Origin of the sequence: Brevibacillus sp. FSL L8-0520 (genome assembly GCF_037963895.1) — a bacterium.
GTDB classification, from domain to species: Bacteria; Bacillota; Bacilli; order Brevibacillales; family Brevibacillaceae; genus Brevibacillus; species Brevibacillus borstelensis.
The window spans coordinates 3,058,265-3,078,569 of sequence record NZ_CP150171.1 but is presented as its reverse complement, the minus strand read 5'-3'; the positions used below and the strand labels follow the sequence as shown (position 1 = coordinate 3,078,569).

At 50.2% G+C, this 20,305-nt stretch carries 19 protein-coding genes; 14 read left to right on the top strand and 5 right to left on the bottom strand.

What is annotated here, in order from left to right; genetic code table 11:
- Positions 1-42: 42 nt before the first annotated feature.
- The 6 genes from rny to NSQ24_RS15320 all read left to right on the top strand — a co-directional run bounded on the left by rny (position 43) and on the right by NSQ24_RS15320 (position 6,919).
- The gene (gene rny, locus NSQ24_RS15345; RefSeq protein WP_031932891.1) at positions 43-1,599 is read left to right on the top strand and encodes a ribonuclease Y; all 1,557 of its coding nucleotides are present in this window, start codon (positions 43-45) and stop codon (positions 1,597-1,599) included.
- A gap of 251 nt (positions 1,600-1,850) precedes the next feature.
- Positions 1,851-2,645 carry a TIGR00282 family metallophosphoesterase gene (locus tag NSQ24_RS15340; RefSeq protein ID WP_024983816.1) on the top strand — a complete coding sequence of 265 codons (795 nt, stop codon included), beginning with the start codon at positions 1,851-1,853 and terminating at the stop codon, positions 2,643-2,645.
- A gap of 117 nt (positions 2,646-2,762) precedes the next feature.
- Entirely contained in the window at positions 2,763-3,023 is a 261-nt protein-coding gene (gene spoVS, locus NSQ24_RS15335; RefSeq protein WP_003385776.1) for a stage V sporulation protein SpoVS, read from the top strand.
- 146 nt (positions 3,024-3,169) lie between these two features.
- The gene (locus tag NSQ24_RS15330) at positions 3,170-4,108 is read left to right on the top strand and encodes a dipeptidase (RefSeq protein WP_003385774.1); all 939 of its coding nucleotides are present in this window, start codon (positions 3,170-3,172) and stop codon (positions 4,106-4,108) included.
- Positions 4,109-4,302: 194 nt separating this feature from the next.
- Positions 4,303-6,081 (top strand): 2-oxoacid:acceptor oxidoreductase subunit alpha, encoded by a 1,779-nt coding sequence (locus tag NSQ24_RS15325; protein ID WP_003385773.1) that lies wholly within the window; start codon positions 4,303-4,305, stop codon positions 6,079-6,081.
- Positions 6,053-6,919, top strand: coding sequence for a 2-oxoacid:ferredoxin oxidoreductase subunit beta (locus NSQ24_RS15320; RefSeq protein WP_339166159.1), 867 nt, complete (start codon positions 6,053-6,055; stop codon positions 6,917-6,919). Before NSQ24_RS15325 ends, NSQ24_RS15320 begins: the two co-directional genes overlap by 29 nt.
- A gap of 99 nt (positions 6,920-7,018) precedes the next feature.
- On the opposite strand, the gene NSQ24_RS15315 is transcribed toward NSQ24_RS15320, so the two are convergent.
- Positions 7,019-8,059 carry a hypothetical protein gene (locus NSQ24_RS15315; RefSeq protein WP_003385769.1) on the bottom strand — a complete coding sequence of 347 codons (1,041 nt, stop codon included), beginning with the start codon at positions 8,057-8,059 and terminating at the stop codon, positions 7,019-7,021.
- A gap of 52 nt (positions 8,060-8,111) precedes the next feature.
- Here NSQ24_RS15315 and NSQ24_RS15310 point away from each other — a divergent pair, with 52 nt between their 5' ends.
- The 3 genes from NSQ24_RS15310 (at position 8,112) to NSQ24_RS15300 (ending at position 10,751) form a co-directional block, all read left to right on the top strand.
- Complete coding sequence (locus NSQ24_RS15310; protein WP_031932889.1) at positions 8,112-8,867, top strand: MBL fold metallo-hydrolase; 756 nt, start codon at positions 8,112-8,114, stop codon at positions 8,865-8,867.
- Positions 8,868-8,887: 20 nt separating this feature from the next.
- Entirely contained in the window at positions 8,888-9,448 is a 561-nt protein-coding gene (locus NSQ24_RS15305; RefSeq protein WP_024983812.1) for a class I SAM-dependent methyltransferase, read from the top strand.
- A 223-nt stretch (positions 9,449-9,671) separates the two neighbouring features.
- Positions 9,672-10,751 carry a YheC/YheD family protein gene (locus tag NSQ24_RS15300; RefSeq protein ID WP_003385766.1) on the top strand — a complete coding sequence of 360 codons (1,080 nt, stop codon included), beginning with the start codon at positions 9,672-9,674 and terminating at the stop codon, positions 10,749-10,751.
- A 64-nt stretch (positions 10,752-10,815) separates the two neighbouring features.
- Here NSQ24_RS15300 and cbpB read toward each other — a convergent pair whose 3' ends face one another.
- On the bottom strand, positions 10,816-11,292 hold the full coding sequence (gene cbpB, locus NSQ24_RS15295) for a cyclic-di-AMP-binding protein CbpB (RefSeq protein ID WP_003385765.1): 477 nt from the start codon (positions 11,290-11,292) through the stop codon (positions 10,816-10,818).
- Between the two features lie 289 nt (positions 11,293-11,581).
- Here cbpB and NSQ24_RS15290 point away from each other — a divergent pair, with 289 nt between their 5' ends.
- Positions 11,582-12,289, top strand: coding sequence for a hypothetical protein (locus NSQ24_RS15290; protein WP_243014298.1), 708 nt, complete (start codon positions 11,582-11,584; stop codon positions 12,287-12,289).
- Between the two features lie 16 nt (positions 12,290-12,305).
- Here NSQ24_RS15290 and NSQ24_RS15285 read toward each other — a convergent pair whose 3' ends face one another.
- From NSQ24_RS15285 to NSQ24_RS15275, 3 genes are all read right to left on the bottom strand, one after another.
- Positions 12,306-13,442: an acyltransferase gene (locus NSQ24_RS15285; RefSeq protein ID WP_243014297.1), complete on the bottom strand. Its 1,137-nt coding sequence runs from the start codon at positions 13,440-13,442 to the stop codon at positions 12,306-12,308.
- Positions 13,443-13,512: 70 nt separating this feature from the next.
- Positions 13,513-14,361, bottom strand: a complete 849-nt coding sequence (locus NSQ24_RS15280) for a lipoate--protein ligase family protein (RefSeq protein WP_003385762.1) — start codon at positions 14,359-14,361, stop codon at positions 13,513-13,515.
- A gap of 161 nt (positions 14,362-14,522) precedes the next feature.
- On the bottom strand, positions 14,523-15,752 hold the full coding sequence (locus NSQ24_RS15275) for an S-layer homology domain-containing protein (RefSeq protein ID WP_003385760.1): 1,230 nt from the start codon (positions 15,750-15,752) through the stop codon (positions 14,523-14,525).
- Positions 15,753-16,201: 449 nt separating this feature from the next.
- Here NSQ24_RS15275 and miaB point away from each other — a divergent pair, with 449 nt between their 5' ends.
- From miaB to NSQ24_RS15255, 4 genes are all read left to right on the top strand, one after another.
- The gene (miaB, locus tag NSQ24_RS15270) at positions 16,202-17,713 is read left to right on the top strand and encodes a tRNA (N6-isopentenyl adenosine(37)-C2)-methylthiotransferase MiaB (RefSeq protein ID WP_024983809.1); all 1,512 of its coding nucleotides are present in this window, start codon (positions 16,202-16,204) and stop codon (positions 17,711-17,713) included.
- A 6-nt stretch (positions 17,714-17,719) separates the two neighbouring features.
- Positions 17,720-18,163 (top strand): YlbF family regulator, encoded by a 444-nt coding sequence (locus tag NSQ24_RS15265; RefSeq protein WP_003385756.1) that lies wholly within the window; start codon positions 17,720-17,722, stop codon positions 18,161-18,163.
- A 132-nt stretch (positions 18,164-18,295) separates the two neighbouring features.
- Entirely contained in the window at positions 18,296-18,856 is a 561-nt protein-coding gene (gene cotE / locus NSQ24_RS15260) for an outer spore coat protein CotE (RefSeq protein WP_003385755.1), read from the top strand.
- A gap of 127 nt (positions 18,857-18,983) precedes the next feature.
- Positions 18,984-20,297, top strand: a complete 1,314-nt coding sequence (locus NSQ24_RS15255; protein ID WP_031932885.1) for a hypothetical protein — start codon at positions 18,984-18,986, stop codon at positions 20,295-20,297.
- The last annotated feature ends 8 nt before the right edge of the window (positions 20,298-20,305 follow it).

Here is a 20,305-nt window from a genome sequence, read left to right as displayed (position 1 = left end):
CGGGGAGATGTCTTACCACAAGGAGGTGAAACAAGAAAGCCTATGAGTGCCATTTTTGAAAACTCCATAGTTATGATGATTGTGCTTGTTGCCGTGCTGCTTGTCGGACTTGCCATTGGCTACTTCGTACGCAAATCCATCGCGGAGGCAAAAATCTCCAGCGCTGAGGAAGCGGCACGACAGATCGTGGAAGAAGCCAAACGGGACGCGGAAGCCGTCAAGAAGGAAAAGGTGCTGGAAGCGAAGGATGAAGTATTCAAACTTCGTTCCGAAGCAGAGACGGAACTGCGCGAGCGGCGCAACGAGATCCAGCGCCAGGAACGCCGCATTCTGCAAAAGGAAGAGGCGTTGGATCGCAAAATGGAACAGCTGGAGCGCAAGGAAGAAGAATTGGCCGAACGCGACAGAACCATTGCGGACATGCAAAGCAAGGTGGAGCACTTATATAAAGAGCAGGTTTCAGAGCTGGAGCGCATCTCCGGTTTGACGCAAGAAGAAGCGAAAACCATCATTCTGACTGAGGTAGAGCACACGGTTCGCCACGAGATGGCCGTCATGATCAAAGAGATCGAGACCCAAGCCAAAGAGGAAGCCGACAAACGCGCTCGCGAAATCATCACAACGTCGATTCAACGTTGTGCTGCAGATCATGTGGCGGAAACAACCGTTTCGGTCGTCACGTTGCCGAACGATGAAATGAAAGGGCGAATTATCGGTCGAGAAGGACGAAACATTCGCGCGTTGGAGACACTTACCGGGATTGATCTTATCATCGACGATACTCCAGAAGCCGTTATTTTGTCAGGGTTTGACCCGATTCGCCGGGAGATTGCGAAAACCGCTCTGGACAAGCTTGTTGCTGACGGACGTATCCATCCGGCTCGTATCGAGGAAATGGTTGAAAAGGCTCGTCGGGAAGTGGATGAGAGAATTCGTGAGTACGGAGAACAGGCTACTTTTGAAACAGGTGTTCACGGCCTCCATCCAGATCTGATCAAGATCTTGGGACGCCTGCGTTACCGGACCAGCTATGGTCAAAACGTGTTGAAGCACTCGATGGAAGTTGCTCATCTCGCCGGTTTGATGGCAGCGGAATTGAAAGAGGACGTGAAGCTTGCAAAACGGGCAGGCCTTTTGCACGATATCGGAAAAGCAATCGACCACGAAGTGGAAGGTTCCCACGTGGAAATTGGCGTCGAGCTGGCCAAGAAGTACAACGAACATCCTGTGGTTATCAACAGTATTGCATCTCACCACGGAGACACGGAACCAACTTCTGTTATCGCCATGCTGGTTGGAGCCGCGGATGCTCTGTCGGCCGCACGACCAGGTGCGCGCCGCGAAACGCTGGAAACCTATATCAAGCGTCTGGAAAAGCTGGAGGAGATCTCCGAGTCGTTCGATGGCGTGGAAAAATCTTACGCCATTCAGGCTGGACGCGAGATTCGCGTCATGGTGCAGCCTGAGAAAATCGACGATGCCGAAGCAACTCGTCTGGCACGTGAGATTACGAAGCGAATTGAAAATGAACTTGACTATCCAGGTCACATCAAGGTTACCGTTATTCGTGAGACCAGGGCAGTCGAGTATGCAAAGTAAAGTGGCAGATGCCACTTTACTTTTTTTTATCGTCGCTGTGGGGAATGAGCGGAGTCATAGTTGCTGCCCTTTTTCGAGCGAATAAAATGCTTCTTCATCACAAAAGAGCCAGCAGCGGCGCGTCAAAAGCTTCGATGGCCGAAATGTTTACGACCGTGCAAAGCCGTTGCGGAAGTGCCGGCGCCAAGAGAAGGGCCGCTTTTTTTTCTGCGAGCAAGAAATGCTATACTAGTACTTGAGGTGAAGGCGAAATGAAACTGCTGTTTATTGGAGACATCATGGGATCTCCTGGACGAGACATCGTCAAAACGTATCTTCCATTATTGAAAAGAAAGTACCAACCCGCTTTTGTGGTTGTAAACGGAGAGAACTCTGCTCACGGAAGAGGGATAACAGAGAAAATTGCCAAGGAGCTGTTTGGCTTAGGCGTCCATGCCATTACAATGGGAAACCACACTTGGGATAACAAAGAAATATTCGACTACATCGACGGTGAGCCTCGCCTGATCCGTCCCGCCAATTTCCCGCAGGGAGCTCCGGGCAACGGGATTACGTATATCAAGCAATCAGAAGGAGAGCTGGCGGTCATCAATCTGCAGGGCCGGACTTTTCTGCCGCCGCTGGACTGTCCGTTTCAAACGGCGGATCAGCTTGTAGAGCAGGCGCGAAAGCGTACCAAATACATCTTTGTCGATTTTCATGCGGAGGCAACCTCAGAGAAACAAGCGCTAGCTTGGTATCTGGACGGCCGGGTTACCGCGGTAGTCGGCACGCATACCCATGTGCAGACAGCGGACGAGCGGGTTCTCCCGCAGGGTACAGGCTTTTTGTGTGACGTCGGGATGTGCGGTCCGATGAACGGTATTTTGGGTATGGATCGCGAGGCCGTCATCAGAAAGTTCATGACCCAGCTTCCTGCGAGATTCGAGGTAGCCGGGGAACCGGCCCAACTGAACGCTGTGCTCATAACCATCGACAAAGCAACAGGGAATGCGAAGAAACTAGAGAGAATCCGAATTGACGCCGACCATCCATTTATGGAATAATAAGAATAAGATTTGAATTTTTTGAATCTTTCATGTGCAGTTGCAGGAATTTTTAGGGGTTATGCGAATATCATTCTAATGATGAGAGGATTCCTATCAGACGGGAGGTTCAAAAGGATGGAAGTATTAAAAGTTTCAGCAAAGTCTAACCCCAACTCCGTTGCTGGTGCCCTAGCAGGTGTGCTTCGCGAACGCGGGGCGGCTGAGATTCAAGCCATTGGCGCCGGGGCACTTAATCAAGCTGTAAAAGCAGTAGCAATCGCACGAGGGTTCGTAGCGCCGAGTGGTGTTGACCTCATTTGCATTCCAGCCTTTACCGACATCGTGATTGATGGAGAAGAGCGCACAGCAATCAAGCTGATCGTAGAACCCAGATAATTCCTAACTGAACATGCTTTGGACTGCCTGTTTGTTCGTAGAATGAACAGGTTTTTTTCATGTATACGAAAGCAGGGCAGGTATGGTACGGTTTGATTTGAGAGTGATGCATGTCAGAGAGCTTCTATAGATATGGAGGGGTGGCTGTGGGGATTTTTGATGCCCATTGCGACGTGTTGTCCAAGCTGTGGGAGAGACCGGAGCTTGATTTTTACCAGGGGCATGAGGAGCTGCAGGCAGGTTTCCCTGACCTCCAAAAAGGGAATGTGGATATACAAGTGCTCGCTTGCTACGTGCCGCAGCATGTTCCGTTCGGAAGGCGCTTTCAGGCCGTGCTGGAGATGCTTGACCTGTTTCATGAGCGCGTGGCGAGTGAACAGTTCCGTCCAATTCTAAGCAACGCTGATTTGGAGGAATGTGTATTAAAGGGAACCAAAGGGGCTATTCTGTTTGTAGAAGGGGCGCATGCACTGGAAGAAAGCCTGGTTCAACTGAGAACTTGGCACCGTCTGGGTTTGCGAGGCATGACCTTGACCTGGAATCACGGAAATGCCGTGGCGTCAGGCTGCCAGGAACCGAATCCGGGAGGCTTGACAATGTTCGGCAGAAAGGTGATTGCGGAAATGAATCGCCTGGGGATGGTGATCGATCTCTCACATGTGGCCGAGCCCGGTTTCTGGGATACACTGGAGCTGTCGAAAGATCCGGTCATCGCTTCCCATTCCAATACCCGCAGCATATGTGATCATCCGCGCAACCTGACCGATGAGCAGATCAAAGCGCTCATTGCCAATAAAGGCGTGATGGGCCTGACCTTTGTAGACTTCTTTGTCACCTCGGAAAAGAGAACGGTCTGGATCGACGACCTGCTTCGTCACTTGGATCATGTTTGCGCTTTGGGAGGAGTCGACCATGTTGCTTTCGGCTCCGATTTTGACGGCATCACGACAACCTTTGGAGACCTTGCCAGAGCGGGCGATTACCACAATCTGGTGAATGCGCTCCAGAAGCGTTATAAAGAGGCGGAAGTACAGAAATTTATGCGTGAAAACTGGTTGCGTGTTTTCCGAAACGTGCTACAATAGTCATTGAGAACATTAATGTACCAAGTTCAACGTTTTATTCAGGTCAAAGTTAAGTTGAGTAAAAGCACTTGCTTTTTTGCATGGCTCGGACTACAATTGGTACAGTCTATGCACAATTTTGTCACATCTTATCGGAACCTGTCGTGTAAGGTGGGGCAGCTTTTTCTCACAGTCACTGAAAGGGTGGAATCTGAATGATTAGTCAACTTTCCTGGAAAGTTGGAGGACAGCAAGGGGAGGGTATCGAGAGTACTGGTGAAATCTTCTCGATGGCCATGAATCGGATGGGCTACCATCTGTACAGCTATCGCCACTTCTCTTCCCGTATTAAGGGTGGACACACCAACAACAAAATTCGTGTGAGCACCAAGCCTATGCGCGCAATCTCCGACGATCTGGACATCCTCGTTGCTTTCGACCAGGAGACCATTGATTTTAACGCTCACGAGCTGCGCGAAGGCGGTATCATCATTGCGGACGCGAAATTTAACCCGAAGCTGCCGGAAGGTCTGAAAGAAGTTCGCTTCTTTACCGTTCCTTTGTCCGAGATTGCAGACGAACTGGGTACGTCCCTGATGAAAAACATGGTGTCCATTGGTGCTTCCAGCGCGATCCTCGGCATTCCGGCGGAAAGCTACCGTAACATTGTTGAAGATATGTTCCTCCGCAAAGGCGAAAAAGTAGTCGAAAAGAACATGGAGGCTATTCGCCGCGGATTTGACTTTGTCAACGAATTGACGGGTGGACAACTCCCTGAATTCCAACTGGAGAAGGCTGAAGGTCAAAAACAATTGTTCTTGATCGGAAACGACGCGATTGCCCTCGGTGCAGTAGCCGCAGGCTGCCGTTTCATGCCTGCATACCCGATTACTCCGGCTTCCGAAATTATGGAATATCTGATCAAAAAGCTGCCGAAGTTTGGCGGTACTGTTATTCAGACTGAGGACGAAATCGCTGCCATTACAATGGCTATCGGCGCTAACTTCGGTGGCGTTCGCGCGATGACTGCTTCTGCAGGTCCTGGTCTGTCCCTGATGATGGAAGCAATCGGTCTGGCAGGTATTACAGAGACGCCGGTTGTGATCGTGGATACACAACGCGGCGGCCCATCTACAGGTATGCCTACCAAGCAAGAACAATCCGATGTAAACGCAATGATCTACGGTACTCACGGCGATATTCCGAAAGTCGTTATCGCACCGAGCACGGTTGAAGAGTGCTTCTATGACACTGTGGAAGCGTTTAACATCGCGGAAGAATATCAGCTCCCAGTCATTCTCATGACCGACCTGACACTCTCTTTGGGTAAACAAACCGTTGACCCATTTGACTATAGCAAGGTTGAGATCCGCCGCGGAAAACTGCTGGCTGGACAAGAACTGCCTGAAAAAGAGCAGAACGACCTGTTCAAGCGTTATGAAGTAACGGAAGACGGCGTTTCCCCGCGTGTTATTCCGGGACAAAAATACGGCTTGCACCACGTTACAGGCGTTGAGCATGACCAGACGGGTCGTCCATCTGAGAACGCAGCTAACCGTGTCGCTCAAATGGATAAGCGCATGCGCAAACTGGAAGGCGTGCTGAAAACCTTCAAAAACCCAGTCGTATTCGATGCGAAGCACGAAGAGGCTGATGTATTGATCGTAGGAATCAACTCCACGATCGGTACGATCCAGGAAGCAAAAGCTCGTCTGGAAAACGAAGGCGTAAAAGTAAACCATGCACAAATCCGTTTGATTCATCCATTCCCGGCTGAACAACTGAAAGCGCATGTTGAAAAAGCAAAACAAGTGATCGTAGTTGAACATAACGCACAAGCGCAAGTAACCAATCTGCTCAAACAGCACGTCGGACACGCTGAAAAGATCCAATCCGTGCTGAAATACGACGGAAACCCGTTCTTGCCGAAGGAAATCTATAGCGAAGTTAAGGGGCTGATTAAACATGGCGACTTTGAAAGAGTTTCGCAATAACGTAAAGCCAAACTGGTGCCCGGGCTGTGGAGACTTCTCCGTACAGGCATCGATTCAACGCGCTGCTGCTAACGTAGGTCTCGAACCTGAACAATTGGCAGTCGTATCCGGTATCGGGTGCTCCGGACGTATTTCCGGTTACATCAATTGCTACGGCTTCCACGGCGTGCACGGTCGTGCACTTCCAATCGCGCAAGGTCTGAAAATGGCGAACCGCGAGCTGACTGTTATCGCTGCCGGCGGTGACGGTGACGGTTTCGCGATCGGTATGGGCCACACTGTTCATGCGATCCGCCGCAATATGAACATCACCTATATCGTAATGGACAACCAAATCTACGGTTTGACAAAAGGTCAAACGTCTCCACGTTCCGCGACCGGTTTCGTAACCAAGTCGACTCCGGCTGGTTCGATTGAATCTGCCATTTCTCCAGTTGAATTGGCTCTGTCTGTCGGCGCTACCTTTGTAGCCCAATCCTTCTCCAGCGACCTGAAAGGGTTGACTGAACTGATCGAAATGGGTATCAAGCATGAGGGCTTCTCTCTGATCAACGTATTCAGTCCTTGTGTAACCTACAACAAGGTAAACACCTATGACTGGTTCAAAGAAAACATTGTGCCGGTAGACACCATCGAAGGCTATGATCCGCATGACCGCATCAAAGCGATGGCTACTTCCATGCAGTACAAAGGCCTGTTGACCGGTCTGATCTACCAAAACACAGAACAAAAAGCTTACGAGCAGCTGGTAACCGGATTTAAAGAAGAATCCTTGGCTGGTCAAGATATTCGCATGAGCGAAGAAGACTTTGCGAAACTGGTAGCTGAATTCTCGTAAGCATGCATATTCGCACCTTTTGATGAAAAGCATGAGAAAAACCTCTCCGGGTGATGGAGAGGTTTTTTTGATGGCTGCGGAGTGCTCTTCCAGAATGCGTCACGATGTCGGTTTCCCGCGGATTTGCTGGATAAACAGCATCAGGAGGAACAAGATTACGAGTTGTCCAAACATGGGATAAAGAAGACGAAGCAAGGGACCAAAACCGATGAAGCTGATGGCGTATCCGACCAGCAGGATGCCTGCTACAATCGTATAGCGGCGTAGGCCTGTTGCCTTCTTGATCTGTTCGGAGAGGCCGAAAACATTCGCGACGAGCGTTGAGAATATTTCCGTGTAGACCAAAATCGAGAAGAAAAACGGAATCCCTTTGCCGAGGCCCTGCAGCAGAGCGATCATGGGCATCTCTGCGTGGCCGATCGCCGGCATGCGAACGGACATCGAAGCATAGGCCAACAGCAAAAGAATGCCAATGCCCAAACCGCCCAGTATGCCTCCCCATATCAGTGGCCTCTCGCTAAAGCTGTGACGACCGATTGGAACGAGCACAGCTTGTGTCAGCGAGATATTTAAGGCAACATAGTAGAGAGGGGAGCTCAGCCAGGCCCAAGGCTTGACGGCTTCGATCAGGGGCTCGTCATCCAGCCAAGGCCGGGAATATAGAAATACGAGCAGGGTAAAGCCGATCAAAAGGGGGACGAACAAGCTGTTGACGGAATGAATGGCAAACAAGCCTTTTCGTGCCACCAAAAAAATCAGGATCATGCTTACCCAAATCCCGAGCTGCGGAGATAATTGGAAAGACTCCAGGAAGACAGCTCCAGTTGCAGCCAGCATCACTGAGGTTGTTCCAAACAACACAGTCAAGAGCAGCATGTTGAAGATAGTACCGACGGGTCGTCCAAACAAATAGGTACTCAGGTCCTGGTAAGAATCGGCCTGAATCCGATAGGATAGCACCATGACCCGGATTCCGCCCCAGATAAACAAGCCGGTGGCAAGCAGAATGCCTACCAGCCCCTGGGAGCCATACTGAACAAAAAACTCAACAATTTCTTTGCCGGAAGCAAAGCCTGCTCCCACCACCGTACCGATATACGTAAAGGCAATTTGCAGTGCGGCCTTCCAAGAACGCTGCATGACAAACCTCCTGTCCCACTTACTTCATCCTATGAGAGAGGAAGCGATGAATATGCTCCTTACTGTCCTGGGGTTTCAGTCCCCTTATCCGGGCCCTGCCGGAGCGACTCCCGGCTACCTGATTCAGACCGCATATACCAACCTTCTGCTCGATTGCGGGAGTGGTGTATTAGCTCAGCTTACCCGTCATCTGCCGGTTTACGATCTGGATGCGCTCATCCTTTCCCATTATCACCATGATCACGTAGCCGATGTCGGCGTATTGCAGTACGGCCTCATGGTCCATCAATTATTTGGCCAGCGGGACCAAGAGTCTCCGCTGCCGATTTACGCTCCGGGCAAACCTGCTGAAAAAACGGCGGAACTGGTGTACCGCGATGCGACTCGTTTTTACCCGGTAGATGAAACGACAACTTTGACGATCGGGGATATCCGCGTCTCATTCCTCCGCACCGATCATGGAGATGGCGACCCTTGCCATGCAATCCGATTGGAATCGTCGGGAAAAACGATTGTATATGGAGCAGACAGCGGTCCGGGAACGGATTGGACACCGTTCGCTAGCCAGGCCGATTTGTTTATTTGCGAGGGTACTTATCTGGAGCGAAACAAGCCTGCACGCCCAAATGGACATCTGAGCGTTGGGCAGGCGGCGGAATGGGCGGAGCGACTGCGCTGCGGCTCCCTTCTCATCACTCATCTGTTTCACGAGTACACAGAAGAGGAAGTGCGGCAAGAAGCGAAAGCGTACCAGAGCGGCACTTGTTATGTAGCAAAAATCGGTTTGCAGATAGATCTATCGCTATAGAAAGAGAGGAGAGAAGCAAGATGTTTCCCAATGTCTTGGAAGTAGCACGAACATTAATACGGGAGAGAGTTGTTGCCGGGGAAACGGTGATCGACGCAACGATGGGAAACGGGAACGACACCCTGTTCCTTGCTCGTCATGTGGGTGAAACCGGCAAGGTAATCGCTTATGATATCCAACCCCAAGCCATGGAGAAAACAAAAGAACGCCTCGAGCGAGAGGGAGTCCTCGAACGGGTCGAGATGAAATTGGCGAGCCACGAGGAGATGACGCAGCTGACGGGGCCGGTCGGGGCGATTATGTTCAACCTGGGGTATTTGCCAGGGGGAAACAAAGAGATCACGACCCAGGCAGCGACTACGATCCGGGCGATCGAAGCGGGTCTGTCCCTTTTGAAGCCCGGCGGAATTATGACCGTCATGGTTTATTGGGGGCATCCGGCTGGCTCCGCTGAAAAGGAAGCGGTGCAGTTATATTGCTCGCAACTCAGCCAATTGGAATTTTTGGTGCTCCAATACCAGTATCTCAATCAGCAGAACCAGGCCCCTTTTTTGCTGGCGATAGAACGAAGAGAAATGTGAGGAGCGTTTTGCCATTTACGGAGGCCTGATTTTTGTATTTCGCAGCTTTGGACTGGCGGCAGAGATTTTTTCTTTCCCGGGCAAGCGCATGTTCCGACAACCTTAAAAAAGAATGCAAAAGGGTGTCGAAGGAGCAAACAAACATGTTCGGGAAAATAGGCACGCCCTTCCCGGGTCATATACATACCCTATGATGAGGAATGCATCAAGGGGGCAAAACTCCGTGAATAAAGTCGGAATCATGCTGGATTGGAACATCATCCAACACGGCATCAACGGCAAAAAATCGTATGAACGACTGCCTTATTATGTGGAAATCGGGAGAGAATTAGGTCTTGAGCCAGTCTTTTTTCATCCTCGCCATGTCTTGTCGAACGGAAAGGTGAAAGGCTATTTTTGGAATGGGAGCCGCTTGGTTCCGAGAGTGGTTCCTGTGCCGCGGGTTATCCATAACCGCGTGTTGACAGGAGACCTGAAAGCCCGTCAAGTAATCAGAAGCCTGAGCAAGACACAGCTCGTTTTTAACGGTTTGGTCGTCAGAGACAAGCGGAAAGTCCATCAGATGCTTTGGAAAAACCCGCAAGTGCGTAGCTATTTGCCCCATACGGTCCCTTATTCAAGAGACAACCTGCGTCATTTCCTCGACCGCTATCGAATCGTCTACGTGAAACCATCGATTGGTTCGGTAGGAATCGGTGTGGTTCGCATCGAGCGAGAGGGGGACCATTACCATTTCATCTCTTCACAGTATCGAAAAGTATTATCTCGGCAAGGTCTGATTGTGGAGCTTGCCAGGTGGATCGGAAACAAACGGTACTTGATCCAGCAAGGTATCCCTCTGGCCCGGTATGAAGGCAAAACATTTGACATACGGGTCTCCGTGCAAAAAAACCGGGAGCAGAAGTGGTCTGTAAGCGGAATGGTTGCGAAAGTGGCCAATCAAAAGAACAAGCTGAGCAATTTGGCCCGCGGAGGTCGAGCTTTCCCTCTGGAGACCGTTTTGAGAGAGAGTTTTTCTCCTGAGCAGCAGAAGGAAATCATCGAAAGGATCGGGCTTGCAGCGATACAGTTGGCCAGGCAGTATGAAAGCTACTACCCTTCGCTTGCCGATTTGGGAATGGACATGGGGATTGATGGGAAAGGGAACCCCTATCTCATCGAGATCAATATTCGAGATCAGCGCTACTCCTTTTATAGCGCGGGGGAAATGGCAATGTTTAAGCAGACCTATCGCCATCCCCTTGAATACGCCAGCTCCCTGATGAGAGGGATGGTTCCGTCTATCAGAAAAAGCAGCCAGTAAAAAAAGCAGACCTGTTTGCCGAAAGGCCAGGCCTGCTTTTTTCTTTTAGCAAAAATGAGGGACACTATGTAGCATCAGATGGAGTGGCCTGATTTTCTGCCGCCGGGTAAGGAAGTTGGCGGAAATGGCGATATGCCACTGCCAGGATGGATTTTCGCGTCAGGATGCCCTGGAAAACCCCTTCTTCGTCCTCAATACATATAAATGGATGGTTGATCGACATTTCCAACGCTTTCAAAAACTCCTCCGAATTCTTCATCCGGGCAATTTTGGTCGTCATCACCTCATCGACTGTATAATCATCCATTTTTTCATATTCAAATCGTTCCAAGCCCAAGATTTTGTTTAAAATATTCGTTGTGCTGACCTGACCGTGCAGGCGATAGGAGTGATCCAATACGGGAATTGCCGAATAGCCAGACTTGATGAGTACGAGCAGGGCATGTTCCAAAGAATTCCCCAGTTGTACGTGAGCTACTTTTGTCGACGCAATTACGAGATCTTTTATTTTTGTATGGAGCAGTTGCCAGTCCGGATTCAAACAACGTCCACCACCTTTCTCTACATTGGCGAACCTGATTCGCCTTATGTGGTTCACCTCTATGATACCGTATGGAGAGAGGGAAGGGTAGGGCTGCGTGCAAACAAAACAAAGATGCCCGGCAAAACAGCCGGGCAAATATCGAGGTGTGGAACAAACGTCCCTTACCCTGTAGTATGCAGGATCGCAGGGCTATTTACACTAGGATTTTGTAGGAAAACAGGCGTAACTTTTTTACCGGTTCAATCGTCTTACTGATGGATCCCCTTTTGCTAGGAGCTGTGTTGCCATGCGAAAAACAATTTGGGGGGCTGTTGCCCTGTTCATGATCTTATCTGCAGGAGCCGGTTTTTTTGTGGGCAGACAGTTATCTTTGCACGGCTCAGGATTTGATCGCGCCCAAATGTCTGAAGTCCCCGACTGGCTCGTGGAGGATTTGCGCAAAGAGCTGGATGAAAGCGTGCGCAATCTGGTTGTTCCTGCCCAAATTACAGTTGTCCCTATAGGGATAAGAAAAATAGACGCATCTATAAAGCCCTCTTCGGCGACTGAGGATACGCCGGATGCTCCTGATCTGCTCGCGGCTGTAAAACTGCCAGAGGGACTAGGGGCGACAATCCTGTACGAACGCCGAAATGGTGACTATGAAGCTGTATTCAGCAAGCAGGAGAGCGTATACAGCTATCAGGTTGTCGGGGAGGATTACTTGGTTCTGACGACAGATATCTCCGCTGTGCAAGGAGATGAGCGTGCCTTATACGTGATTCATAAGACGCCCGAAGGTTATCATGAGGCCTGGAGCGGTATCGCCCACCGCCGCAATCAACAAGAGACGATGGATGTGCTCGATGCCACCGTAAAGCTGGACCCAGAGGGAAAAACCATGGTTTATTTCAGTTTGGAACGCACTTTGGACCAGACGGGAGTCGCTTTGATGGAGAAGAGCTCCTACCAGCTTCTGCGTTACAATGAACGGACCCATCGCTTTGAAAAGTGAAAGGCGCCTAAGTTGTTTAGGCGCCATGTGTGTTTATTTGTACCCGTCTACGGCTCTTGCGTTTTGGCCTTTGGTTCCAGAAGGAAATCAGGGTGTGCTCATACAGGAAAATACACAATGGCGGGGTAATTACAAACATTGCCGCCATTAAGACCGGAGTTGACCAATTCAGCCGGAAGATGACGTAGCTCTCCAGCAGGAATAGGATCAGCGGATGCACAAGGTAGATGGCCATATTATACCTCGCCCATTTGGACAGCCATTCGCTGAGCGCCGGTAGTTTGCCAAGATACCGGGAGAGCGGATAAAAACTGACCAGGAAGCTCGTCGTATAGATCAAGTAAATCGGATCAAAAATATTCAGGCTCTGTTCATAACTGATGTGGTTGTTCAAATAGCGGTACGCGATCCAAACGCCCAGACTGATTGTCAAGATCCATGCTGGCAGCTTGATGCGATCTGTCCAGAGCCGCCATTTATCCACATGAAGTCCGGCATATGCCCCCAGTGCGAAAGTAAAGAAGTACATATAGACGTAATTTTGACCGCTTACGTATCCGTGCTCGATCAGAGAGAGCAGCGGGCCCGCAGACCAATCGATTGCCCACTGAGGATCGGCAAATAAATAGTGGAATGCGACGTACAGCGCATTTTGCAAGAAAAACAGCAGAGCGACCATCCAAAAGCGCAAATACCGCTCAAACCACTCCTTGCAAACAAAAAAGAGCAAATTCAGCTGCAGATATAACGGAATATAATATAAATGATAAAAAGAACTGCCGGTTAGCAGGCTGTGAAAAAATTGTGGAGCCAATTGGGCCACGTTAACGGTTTGCAGCTTGAAAACTGTATAAATCGCCGTCCAAATGATATAGGGAAGAACGATGACTCTCCAGCGCTTTCGCCAGAATGCCCCCCAGTCGACCTGGCGTTTCTGATACCAGTAAAAAAGCAGCATCCCCGTTGCAAAGATAAACAGCGAGCGTCCAAACCGCAGCAATATGAGCAAGACAGCCTCGATGTCCATATTCCAGGGATACTCGCTCTGTGTCTGAATAAAGAAACCCAGAATATGAATGACCAATACGGTAGCAGCCCCAAAAACAAAAAGGGCATTCAGATCCTGAAAAGTCCCCTTTCGATTGCTATTCATATCTCCTCCTAAAGCTTTTAACAGCACGTTTTATCCACGTGCTTTTTTCTGGTTGCCAGGAAATACGTTTTTACGGTTCGGCTGTTAATTTCCAGTCTGGTTTACGCAACTCTTCCGCAGTAAATGCAAATAAGTCAAGCCTTTCTGCCAAATGGACACGAGACTCGGAAAGTGTTTGCGCATCAACGGCAAACGCTGCAGGCTGTACGGGCCATTCTGATTGAATGGCAGCAAGCAGCCGTTCTTTGACGTCGGCTACAGAGACGCTTTTGCCGGTGAGGGCATCGATACTGCCTACTGTTTTTCCGTCAATAAAGGGGATCGGCTTGTTTTTCTCCATTTCAGCCAGGCCGGCCAAATCGTAAAAATGTTCCATCCACTCTCCGCGGGGCTGGTCTTCCACATTGATGCACAACTGCAGGATGGAACCAAAACGAGTGCGGCGCTGAGCCATGCCGCCGATTTTTTTTCCGTGAATCGAAAAATCATACTCTCCGGCACAGTAAGAGCCTGTCACCTCCCCGAACTCGATGACACCGTAGTCACGCAGTCCGACTGCGAGCAAGCCGGTAACGAAGCGGAAAAATGCATCGATAGAGATGGTGGTATCGGGCAGCAAACAGGCCAAGTTTAGCACACCAGCATCGAGCGGGACACAGGCGCCGCCGGAAGACCGCAGCACACAGCCAAAGCCTTGCTGTCCAAAATGGCGTAAAGCGTCCTCCAACCGGGGGAGCTTGGCATCGCGCCGCCCCAGGTACAGGGCTTTGTCATACACCCACAAATGTAAAATGGGGGCTGCTCCATCTCTCTTCATCTGAGCCGCCAACGCTTCGTCACGGGAGAGAGGCTCAAGCGGGCTTTCCCGGTAGATGCCCGAATCCATCCACAAAAACGGCTGGTTTACAAGAAATGACATAGGAAACCCCTTCCCGGTCAAGAATCGCTACCATTATAACTCTGAACGCCATTCATTTCTAGTGATCTTCTACACGCAATTTTTGCCGCGAATAAAAAAACCGTTTCCGGCTGGCGGCCACAAGCGGACCGCACAACCGACGGAAACGGTGATATCGAAACTCAGTCAAGCACTTTAAACGTGAAGTTATCAAGAGAGGTCAGCTTGCGCGGAGCATCCTTTGTCGCATCTTTTTGCAAATAAAGGCCAAGCTGAGTATTGGAAAGCTTCAATTTTTCCTGGCCAAACAAGTACTGGTTGTTCATGTAAATCGAAACGGCATCGTCTTTTACCACGATTTTCAATTTGTTCGTCCCTTTCAGCTTGTAAGAACCGGATGCAATGGTATCGAAATCGTCGTCATTGACGTCATCCACGGTCGCAAGGGTCACACGATCTTTGTTCAGGAAAACGACATGCGCTTTGCCGTCCTTTGCGTTAAAGTAAAGGCCGCCCAAACCGTTTGTCCCGTTCGCATTGACATCCACAGACATTTCAAAGTGATCCGTATTGGCCTTTTCGTTCCAGATCAAAGGCAGGAAGAAATGCTCCAGCTTGCGGTCAGTAGTCGTGGCCGTTGCTTGCTTGTTAATGACACCCCATGTGCCTACTGCATTGTCTGTATCCCAGTTTTTCAATTCCTCCGAAGAGAAATTGTCGCTGACGCTGGTCGGAAGCTCCGGAGTTGGCTTGTCAGGGGATGGGAAGACCACTTTTGTTTCATCATCTTCGCGATCCAACAGAGCCCGATACAGGAGAGAAGCCGCTTCCGCACGAGTAATCGCATCTTGCGGACGGAAGTAGTTGTTGCTTCCTTTCATCAGGTCGGTCTGGATCGAGATCGCAACGTAAGGGCGAAGCGCAGCCGAAATGCGGTCGTCATCGTTGAAGCGCTTCAGTACGCTAAGGTCGGCTTTGTGTGTGCGATCGTAGCCCAACAGGCGGACGAGCGCGACGGCAATATCTTCCCGTACAGCATACTGATCAGGCTTGTAGGTGTATTTGTTCCCGGATTTATACCCGGTCAGGTACGGCTTGGCGTATTCTACATAGTAGAACGCCCAGTGATTGCGCGGAACGTCCTGGAAGGTCTGGCTCACCTTTTGCTTGTGAATATCGACGCCAGCTGCTGCAATCATGATTTTGGCAAATTCGGCACGGGTTACCTTGTTGTTGGGACGGAATTTTCCATCCTCGTAGCCTTTGATAATCCCTTTGGACGCCATTGCCTGGATTTCTTTGTACGCCCAGTGACTCCGAGGGACATCGGAGAAGGTCGTCGACGCGCTGACGAACGGCACGACAGTGACAAAGAGCATCACCGCCATTAAAAACGTAAGAACTCTTTTCATAGAAACCTCCTGATCTCTTTTGATTTCGTTCGGCCTGCTTCTATGACGCCAGGGGACAAGGATAAGTTGCAGAAAACCAAGCCCGTTTGGCAAAATTGTGTAATTAGTCTCACGCAGAAACGCTGTTCTATGAAGAAAGCAGGAAAAGGCTATGACGCAGGGGCTCTGAAAGGGGAGCCGGTATGTATGAGACAAGTACAAGGAAACAGGGGAGGCACGGACCACAGCAGATGTGCTCTTGGGAAATTATATGGGACCGTTTCCTCATTCATGAATCCGCTTTTCGCGGACATGCCATACCGTTCGGTTGGATGAGCGAAGGAGCGGATAAAGCTCTCTGGAATCTTCATAGGATATTCGTATTTCATTTCAGGAAAAAGGCATTGATGTGCTATAATCATGAGTTGTAACTACCTACAAACACATCTTGCAGATGAGGTGATAGACTGATGTCAGTAAACAAGGAAGCGACTCCGGACTTAAAATCCGGGAAGTCATCCAAAACGGTAGAGGATTTCGCCAAATATTTTCAACCGCCCTCTTTAAAGGAAGCAAAAAAACGGGGCAAAGAAGAAATTCAGGTACACTACAACTTTGATATCCCGGAAGAGATGAGAGAGATCGGGAAGGGCAAGCGCTATCATGTACGGACATATGGCTGTCAGATGAACGAGCATGATTCAGAAACCATTGCAGGTATTCTCGAACAGATGGGGTATACGTTTGCAGAGGATTTCGAAGAGGCTGATGTAGTTCTCTTCAATACCTGTGCGATTCGCGAAAATGCCGAGGATAAGGTTTTTGGCGAGCTGGGACATATGAAGCGTCTGAAAAACAACAATCCCAACTTGATACTCGGTGTCTGCGGTTGCATGTCCCAGGAAGAGAAGGTTGTCAACAAGATCCTGAAGAGCTACCAGCAGGTAGACCTGATCTTTGGGACGCACAATATTCACCGGCTTCCTTTCCTGCTTCGGGATGCCATATTCAGCAAGGAAATGGTCGTCGAAGTGTGGTCTAAAGAGGGCGACATTATCGAGAACATGCCGAAGAACCGCGTAGGCAATATCAAGGCCTGGGTCAATATTATGTACGGTTGTGACAAGTTCTGTACGTACTGTATCGTTCCGTACACGCGCGGCAAAGAACGCAGCCGCCGTCCCGAGGACGTGATCGCAGAGGTGCGCGAACTGGCCCGCCAAGGCTTTAAAGAAATCACTCTGCTCGGCCAGAACGTCAACGCCTACGGAAAAGATTTTGAGGATATCGAATACGGATTTGGCGACCTGCTTGACGAAATCCGCAAGATCGACATTCCGCGTATCCGCTTTACGACGAGCCATCCGCGTGATTTTGACGATCATCTGATCGAGGTGCTGGGTAAACGGGGCAATCTCGTTGAACACATTCACCTGCCTGTCCAATCCGGTTCGACTGAGGTACTCAAACGGATGGCCCGCAAATATACGCGCGAACACTATCTGGAGCTGGTGCGTAAAATTAAAGCGGTGATTCCGGATGTAGTGCTGACAACCGATATTATCGTCGGATTCCCGGGAGAGACCGACGAGCAGTTTGAAGAGACGCTTTCGCTTGTTGAAGAGGTAGGCTACGACTCCGGGTATACATTTGTGTATTCGCCGCGCGAAGGTACCCCTGCAGCTGTCATGGAAGACAATGTTCCCATGGAAGTGAAAAAAGAGCGGCTGTATCGCTTGAATGAGCTGATGGCAAAAATCAGTTTGGAAAAAAATAAACCATTGCAGGATCAAGTCGTCGAGGTATTGGTTGAAGGCGAATCGAAAAACAACCCGAACGTGCTCGCTGGGCGTACCCGGACAAACAAGCTGGTTCACTTTGCGGGTGATAAATCGCTGATCGGACAATACACGCATGTAAAGATCAATGACGTAAAAACATGGACCTTGCACGGCGAAATCGTGACAAAAATCGAGGTGTAATGAATGATGGAACAAACAGGCCTGTACACGCAAAAAGAGATTTTGGATAAAGCAAGAGAGCTGGCAGCTATGATTGCACAGACCAAAGAAGTAGATTTTTACAAGCGGGCAGAACTGCAGATCAAGCACAATGAGCGCGTGCAAGATTTGATCGACGATTTAAAGAAGAAACAAAAACAGATGGTCATGTTTGAATCGATGAACAAGCCGGAGCTGGTCAGCAAAGTGGAAGCAGAATACAATCAGCTTCACGATGAGCTGGACAGCATTCCGATTGTTACGGAATTTAAGCAATCGCAAGTCGATGTAAACGATCTTCTGCAAATGGTCACCACGGTTATCACCAACACCGTTTCAGAGCGCATCGTACTGGATACCGGCGGGAACCCGTTGACAGGCGAGACTGGCGGCGGACCAGAGAAAAAGCATAAAGGCGGCTGCTGCTCCTGATACTCCGGCAACGGAAAGATACGGGAGGATGAACCGGCGACAAGCTCTGCCAAAATGGCAGTAGGTGTTTGCACCCTAGTCGGATGCCCTGCATACAAATGTACAGAAACGTTGTATGGAGGAGGTAACGAAATGTCGGGTACAGACAAAGACCTGCAGTGCCGGGAACTCATCGCAAAAGCCGTCTGCGGTAAAGGTCATAAATTCACACAAACGACCCACACCATCATACCGTCGCATACTCCTTCGACGATCCTCGGATGCTGGGTGATAAACACGAACTTCCAGGCAGAGAAGGTAGGGGACGCGGTTGAGGTATCTGGTACGTATGACGTCAACCTTTGGTACTCGTTTGCAGATAACACGCAAACCGAAGTAAAGCGGGAGACAGTCAATTTCTCCGTACTCGTTCCGCTTACGTTCTTCGACAGAAACAGCCGCGGAGACCTGGAAATCCTGGCCCGCGCCGTTGAACAGCCGAAGTGCGTCAAAGCCGAACTGAGCGGCGGTGGCACCGTCACTGTAAGAGTCGAAAGTGAATATGCCGTCGAAATAATCGGGGAAACCAAGGTATGCGTAGTCGTTTGCCATAGCTGCGACGACAAGGATTACCATTTGATTGGTGATTACGAAGACAACAGCGACGAGTTTGATGACTTTGATTCGGCCACCCTGCTGGACGAATTGGATTAAGAGGAGAGAAACTGTCTCCTCTTTTTCTTTTTGCCAAATGAAGCCCGTCTGCAAAAGCAGAGCGCGGCGGCTTCACTTTTTGCCGGATTGCGACATAGGCTATCACATCAGAGTGGAGGTGAGGCCCTTGTTTGCAAAAAGTGAAGTGGATTGCTCTCCAGCTCGATGGGGAGATCCTGGATGCCAGACAGCCTTGCCCGGAAATGAAGAGAGTACAATCAAATTTATGCAAAAACCGGATCGAATTCTTTATTTGCTGCGAACCAGCGGCATACCGGTGACGACGAAAGCGGCCCCTGAACCCGGAACCAGAATCTACCGCGTTCATCTTTTTGAAAATCACGTGCTGATGGTCGAAAAATCCTATGTGCAGCAGCAGTGGACCAAGTACTCCATCGCTCATAGCGATTTCCAGCGAATAGATCCGGCTGTCGACGATTATGAGGCAAGGGCGGTTATCCGCCTCGCGATCCGCAGCTTGTATGCGGTCGGTTTGCACCTAGGTCAGATCATCCTGCAGGCGGCCTCTCCATTTCGTGTGAAAGTACGCAGTATCTCCGCCGAATGGGACGCGGAGCATAAGCCGGGATTTCTCGCCGAGGCTGAAGCGTGGTGGTTGAAGGAACAGGGTAGCTGGGAAAGTCCTCAAATCCAGCTTGGGGCCGATCCGGAGTTTGCGCTTCGTCATCCCGACGGAAAAATGGCGCTTGCCTCTGATTTCATGGGGATCAGTGGTGTAGTAGGGTGCGACTCAACCCGTTATCGCGAAGACCTTGCACTGCATCAGCATCCGCTGGTCGAGCTCCGCCCCGCGCCCTCGGCAGAGCCGGACGCGTTGTTCTCGCGCATTGTCAAAGCGCTCGGAGCTGCAGCCAAGAAAATCGTCGACAAGGAAGTGGAATGGATCAGCGGGGGGATGCCATTCGACGGCTACCCGACAGGCGGCCATATACACTTCAGCGGGATCAGACCCCATTTTTCCCTGCTGCGCCGCCTGGATGCATACCTCGCGCTTCCGCTTGTCCTGATCGAAGATGAAGGCTGTCAAAAACGGCGTCCACGCTATGGATTTCTCGGTGATGTTCGCGAAAAGGAATACGGAATCGTAAAAGGCTTCGAGTATCGCACCTTGCCCAGTTGGCTCGTGCATCCCGTCGTGGCGAGAGGCGTTCTTCATCTGGCGCGACTGGTTGCGTCTTCGGCGGATATATTATCACGAGGCTGTATCGCCCCTGCCTTGATCCGTGCCTATTACAAGGGGGAAAAGGAACAATTGGTCCCTTACGTAAACAGCATTTGGAAGGAGATATCTGCGCTGCCTGGATACGAGCGTTCGCGGAGCTGTCTGGACGATTACTTTTCTTTTTTGCTGGCAGGTCATACTTGGCCGGCAAACAGCGATCTGAGGAAGGTATGGTGCCATTACGTCGGCAAAGCATAATCGCCAGG

Bases quoted from the DNA above. Each gene is read 5' to 3' on its own strand.
- NSQ24_RS15340 (WP_024983816.1), top strand. From the start codon at position 1,851: ATGAAACTGCTGTTTATTGGAGACATCATGGGATCTCCTGGACGAGAC.
- NSQ24_RS15320 (WP_339166159.1), top strand. From the start codon at position 6,053: ATGGCGACTTTGAAAGAGTTTCGCAATAACGTAAAGCCAAACTGGTGC.
- NSQ24_RS15275 (WP_003385760.1), bottom strand. From the start codon at position 15,752: ATGAAAAGAGTTCTTACGTTTTTAATGGCGGTGATGCTCTTTGTCACT.
- NSQ24_RS15310 (WP_031932889.1), top strand. From the start codon at position 8,112: ATGCTCCTTACTGTCCTGGGGTTTCAGTCCCCTTATCCGGGCCCTGCC.
- NSQ24_RS15265 (WP_003385756.1), top strand. From the start codon at position 17,720: ATGGAACAAACAGGCCTGTACACGCAAAAAGAGATTTTGGATAAAGCA.
- NSQ24_RS15315 (WP_003385769.1), bottom strand. From the start codon at position 8,059: ATGCAGCGTTCTTGGAAGGCCGCACTGCAAATTGCCTTTACGTATATC.
- spoVS (WP_003385776.1), top strand. From the start codon at position 2,763: ATGGAAGTATTAAAAGTTTCAGCAAAGTCTAACCCCAACTCCGTTGCT.
- miaB (WP_024983809.1), top strand. From the start codon at position 16,202: ATGTCAGTAAACAAGGAAGCGACTCCGGACTTAAAATCCGGGAAGTCA.
- rny (WP_031932891.1), top strand. From the start codon at position 43: ATGAGTGCCATTTTTGAAAACTCCATAGTTATGATGATTGTGCTTGTT.
- NSQ24_RS15290 (WP_243014298.1), top strand. From the start codon at position 11,582: ATGCGAAAAACAATTTGGGGGGCTGTTGCCCTGTTCATGATCTTATCT.
- NSQ24_RS15305 (WP_024983812.1), top strand. From the start codon at position 8,888: ATGTTTCCCAATGTCTTGGAAGTAGCACGAACATTAATACGGGAGAGA.
- NSQ24_RS15325 (WP_003385773.1), top strand. From the start codon at position 4,303: ATGATTAGTCAACTTTCCTGGAAAGTTGGAGGACAGCAAGGGGAGGGT.
- cotE (WP_003385755.1), top strand. From the start codon at position 18,296: ATGTCGGGTACAGACAAAGACCTGCAGTGCCGGGAACTCATCGCAAAA.
- NSQ24_RS15280 (WP_003385762.1), bottom strand. From the start codon at position 14,361: ATGTCATTTCTTGTAAACCAGCCGTTTTTGTGGATGGATTCGGGCATC.
- NSQ24_RS15285 (WP_243014297.1), bottom strand. From the start codon at position 13,442: ATGAATAGCAATCGAAAGGGGACTTTTCAGGATCTGAATGCCCTTTTT.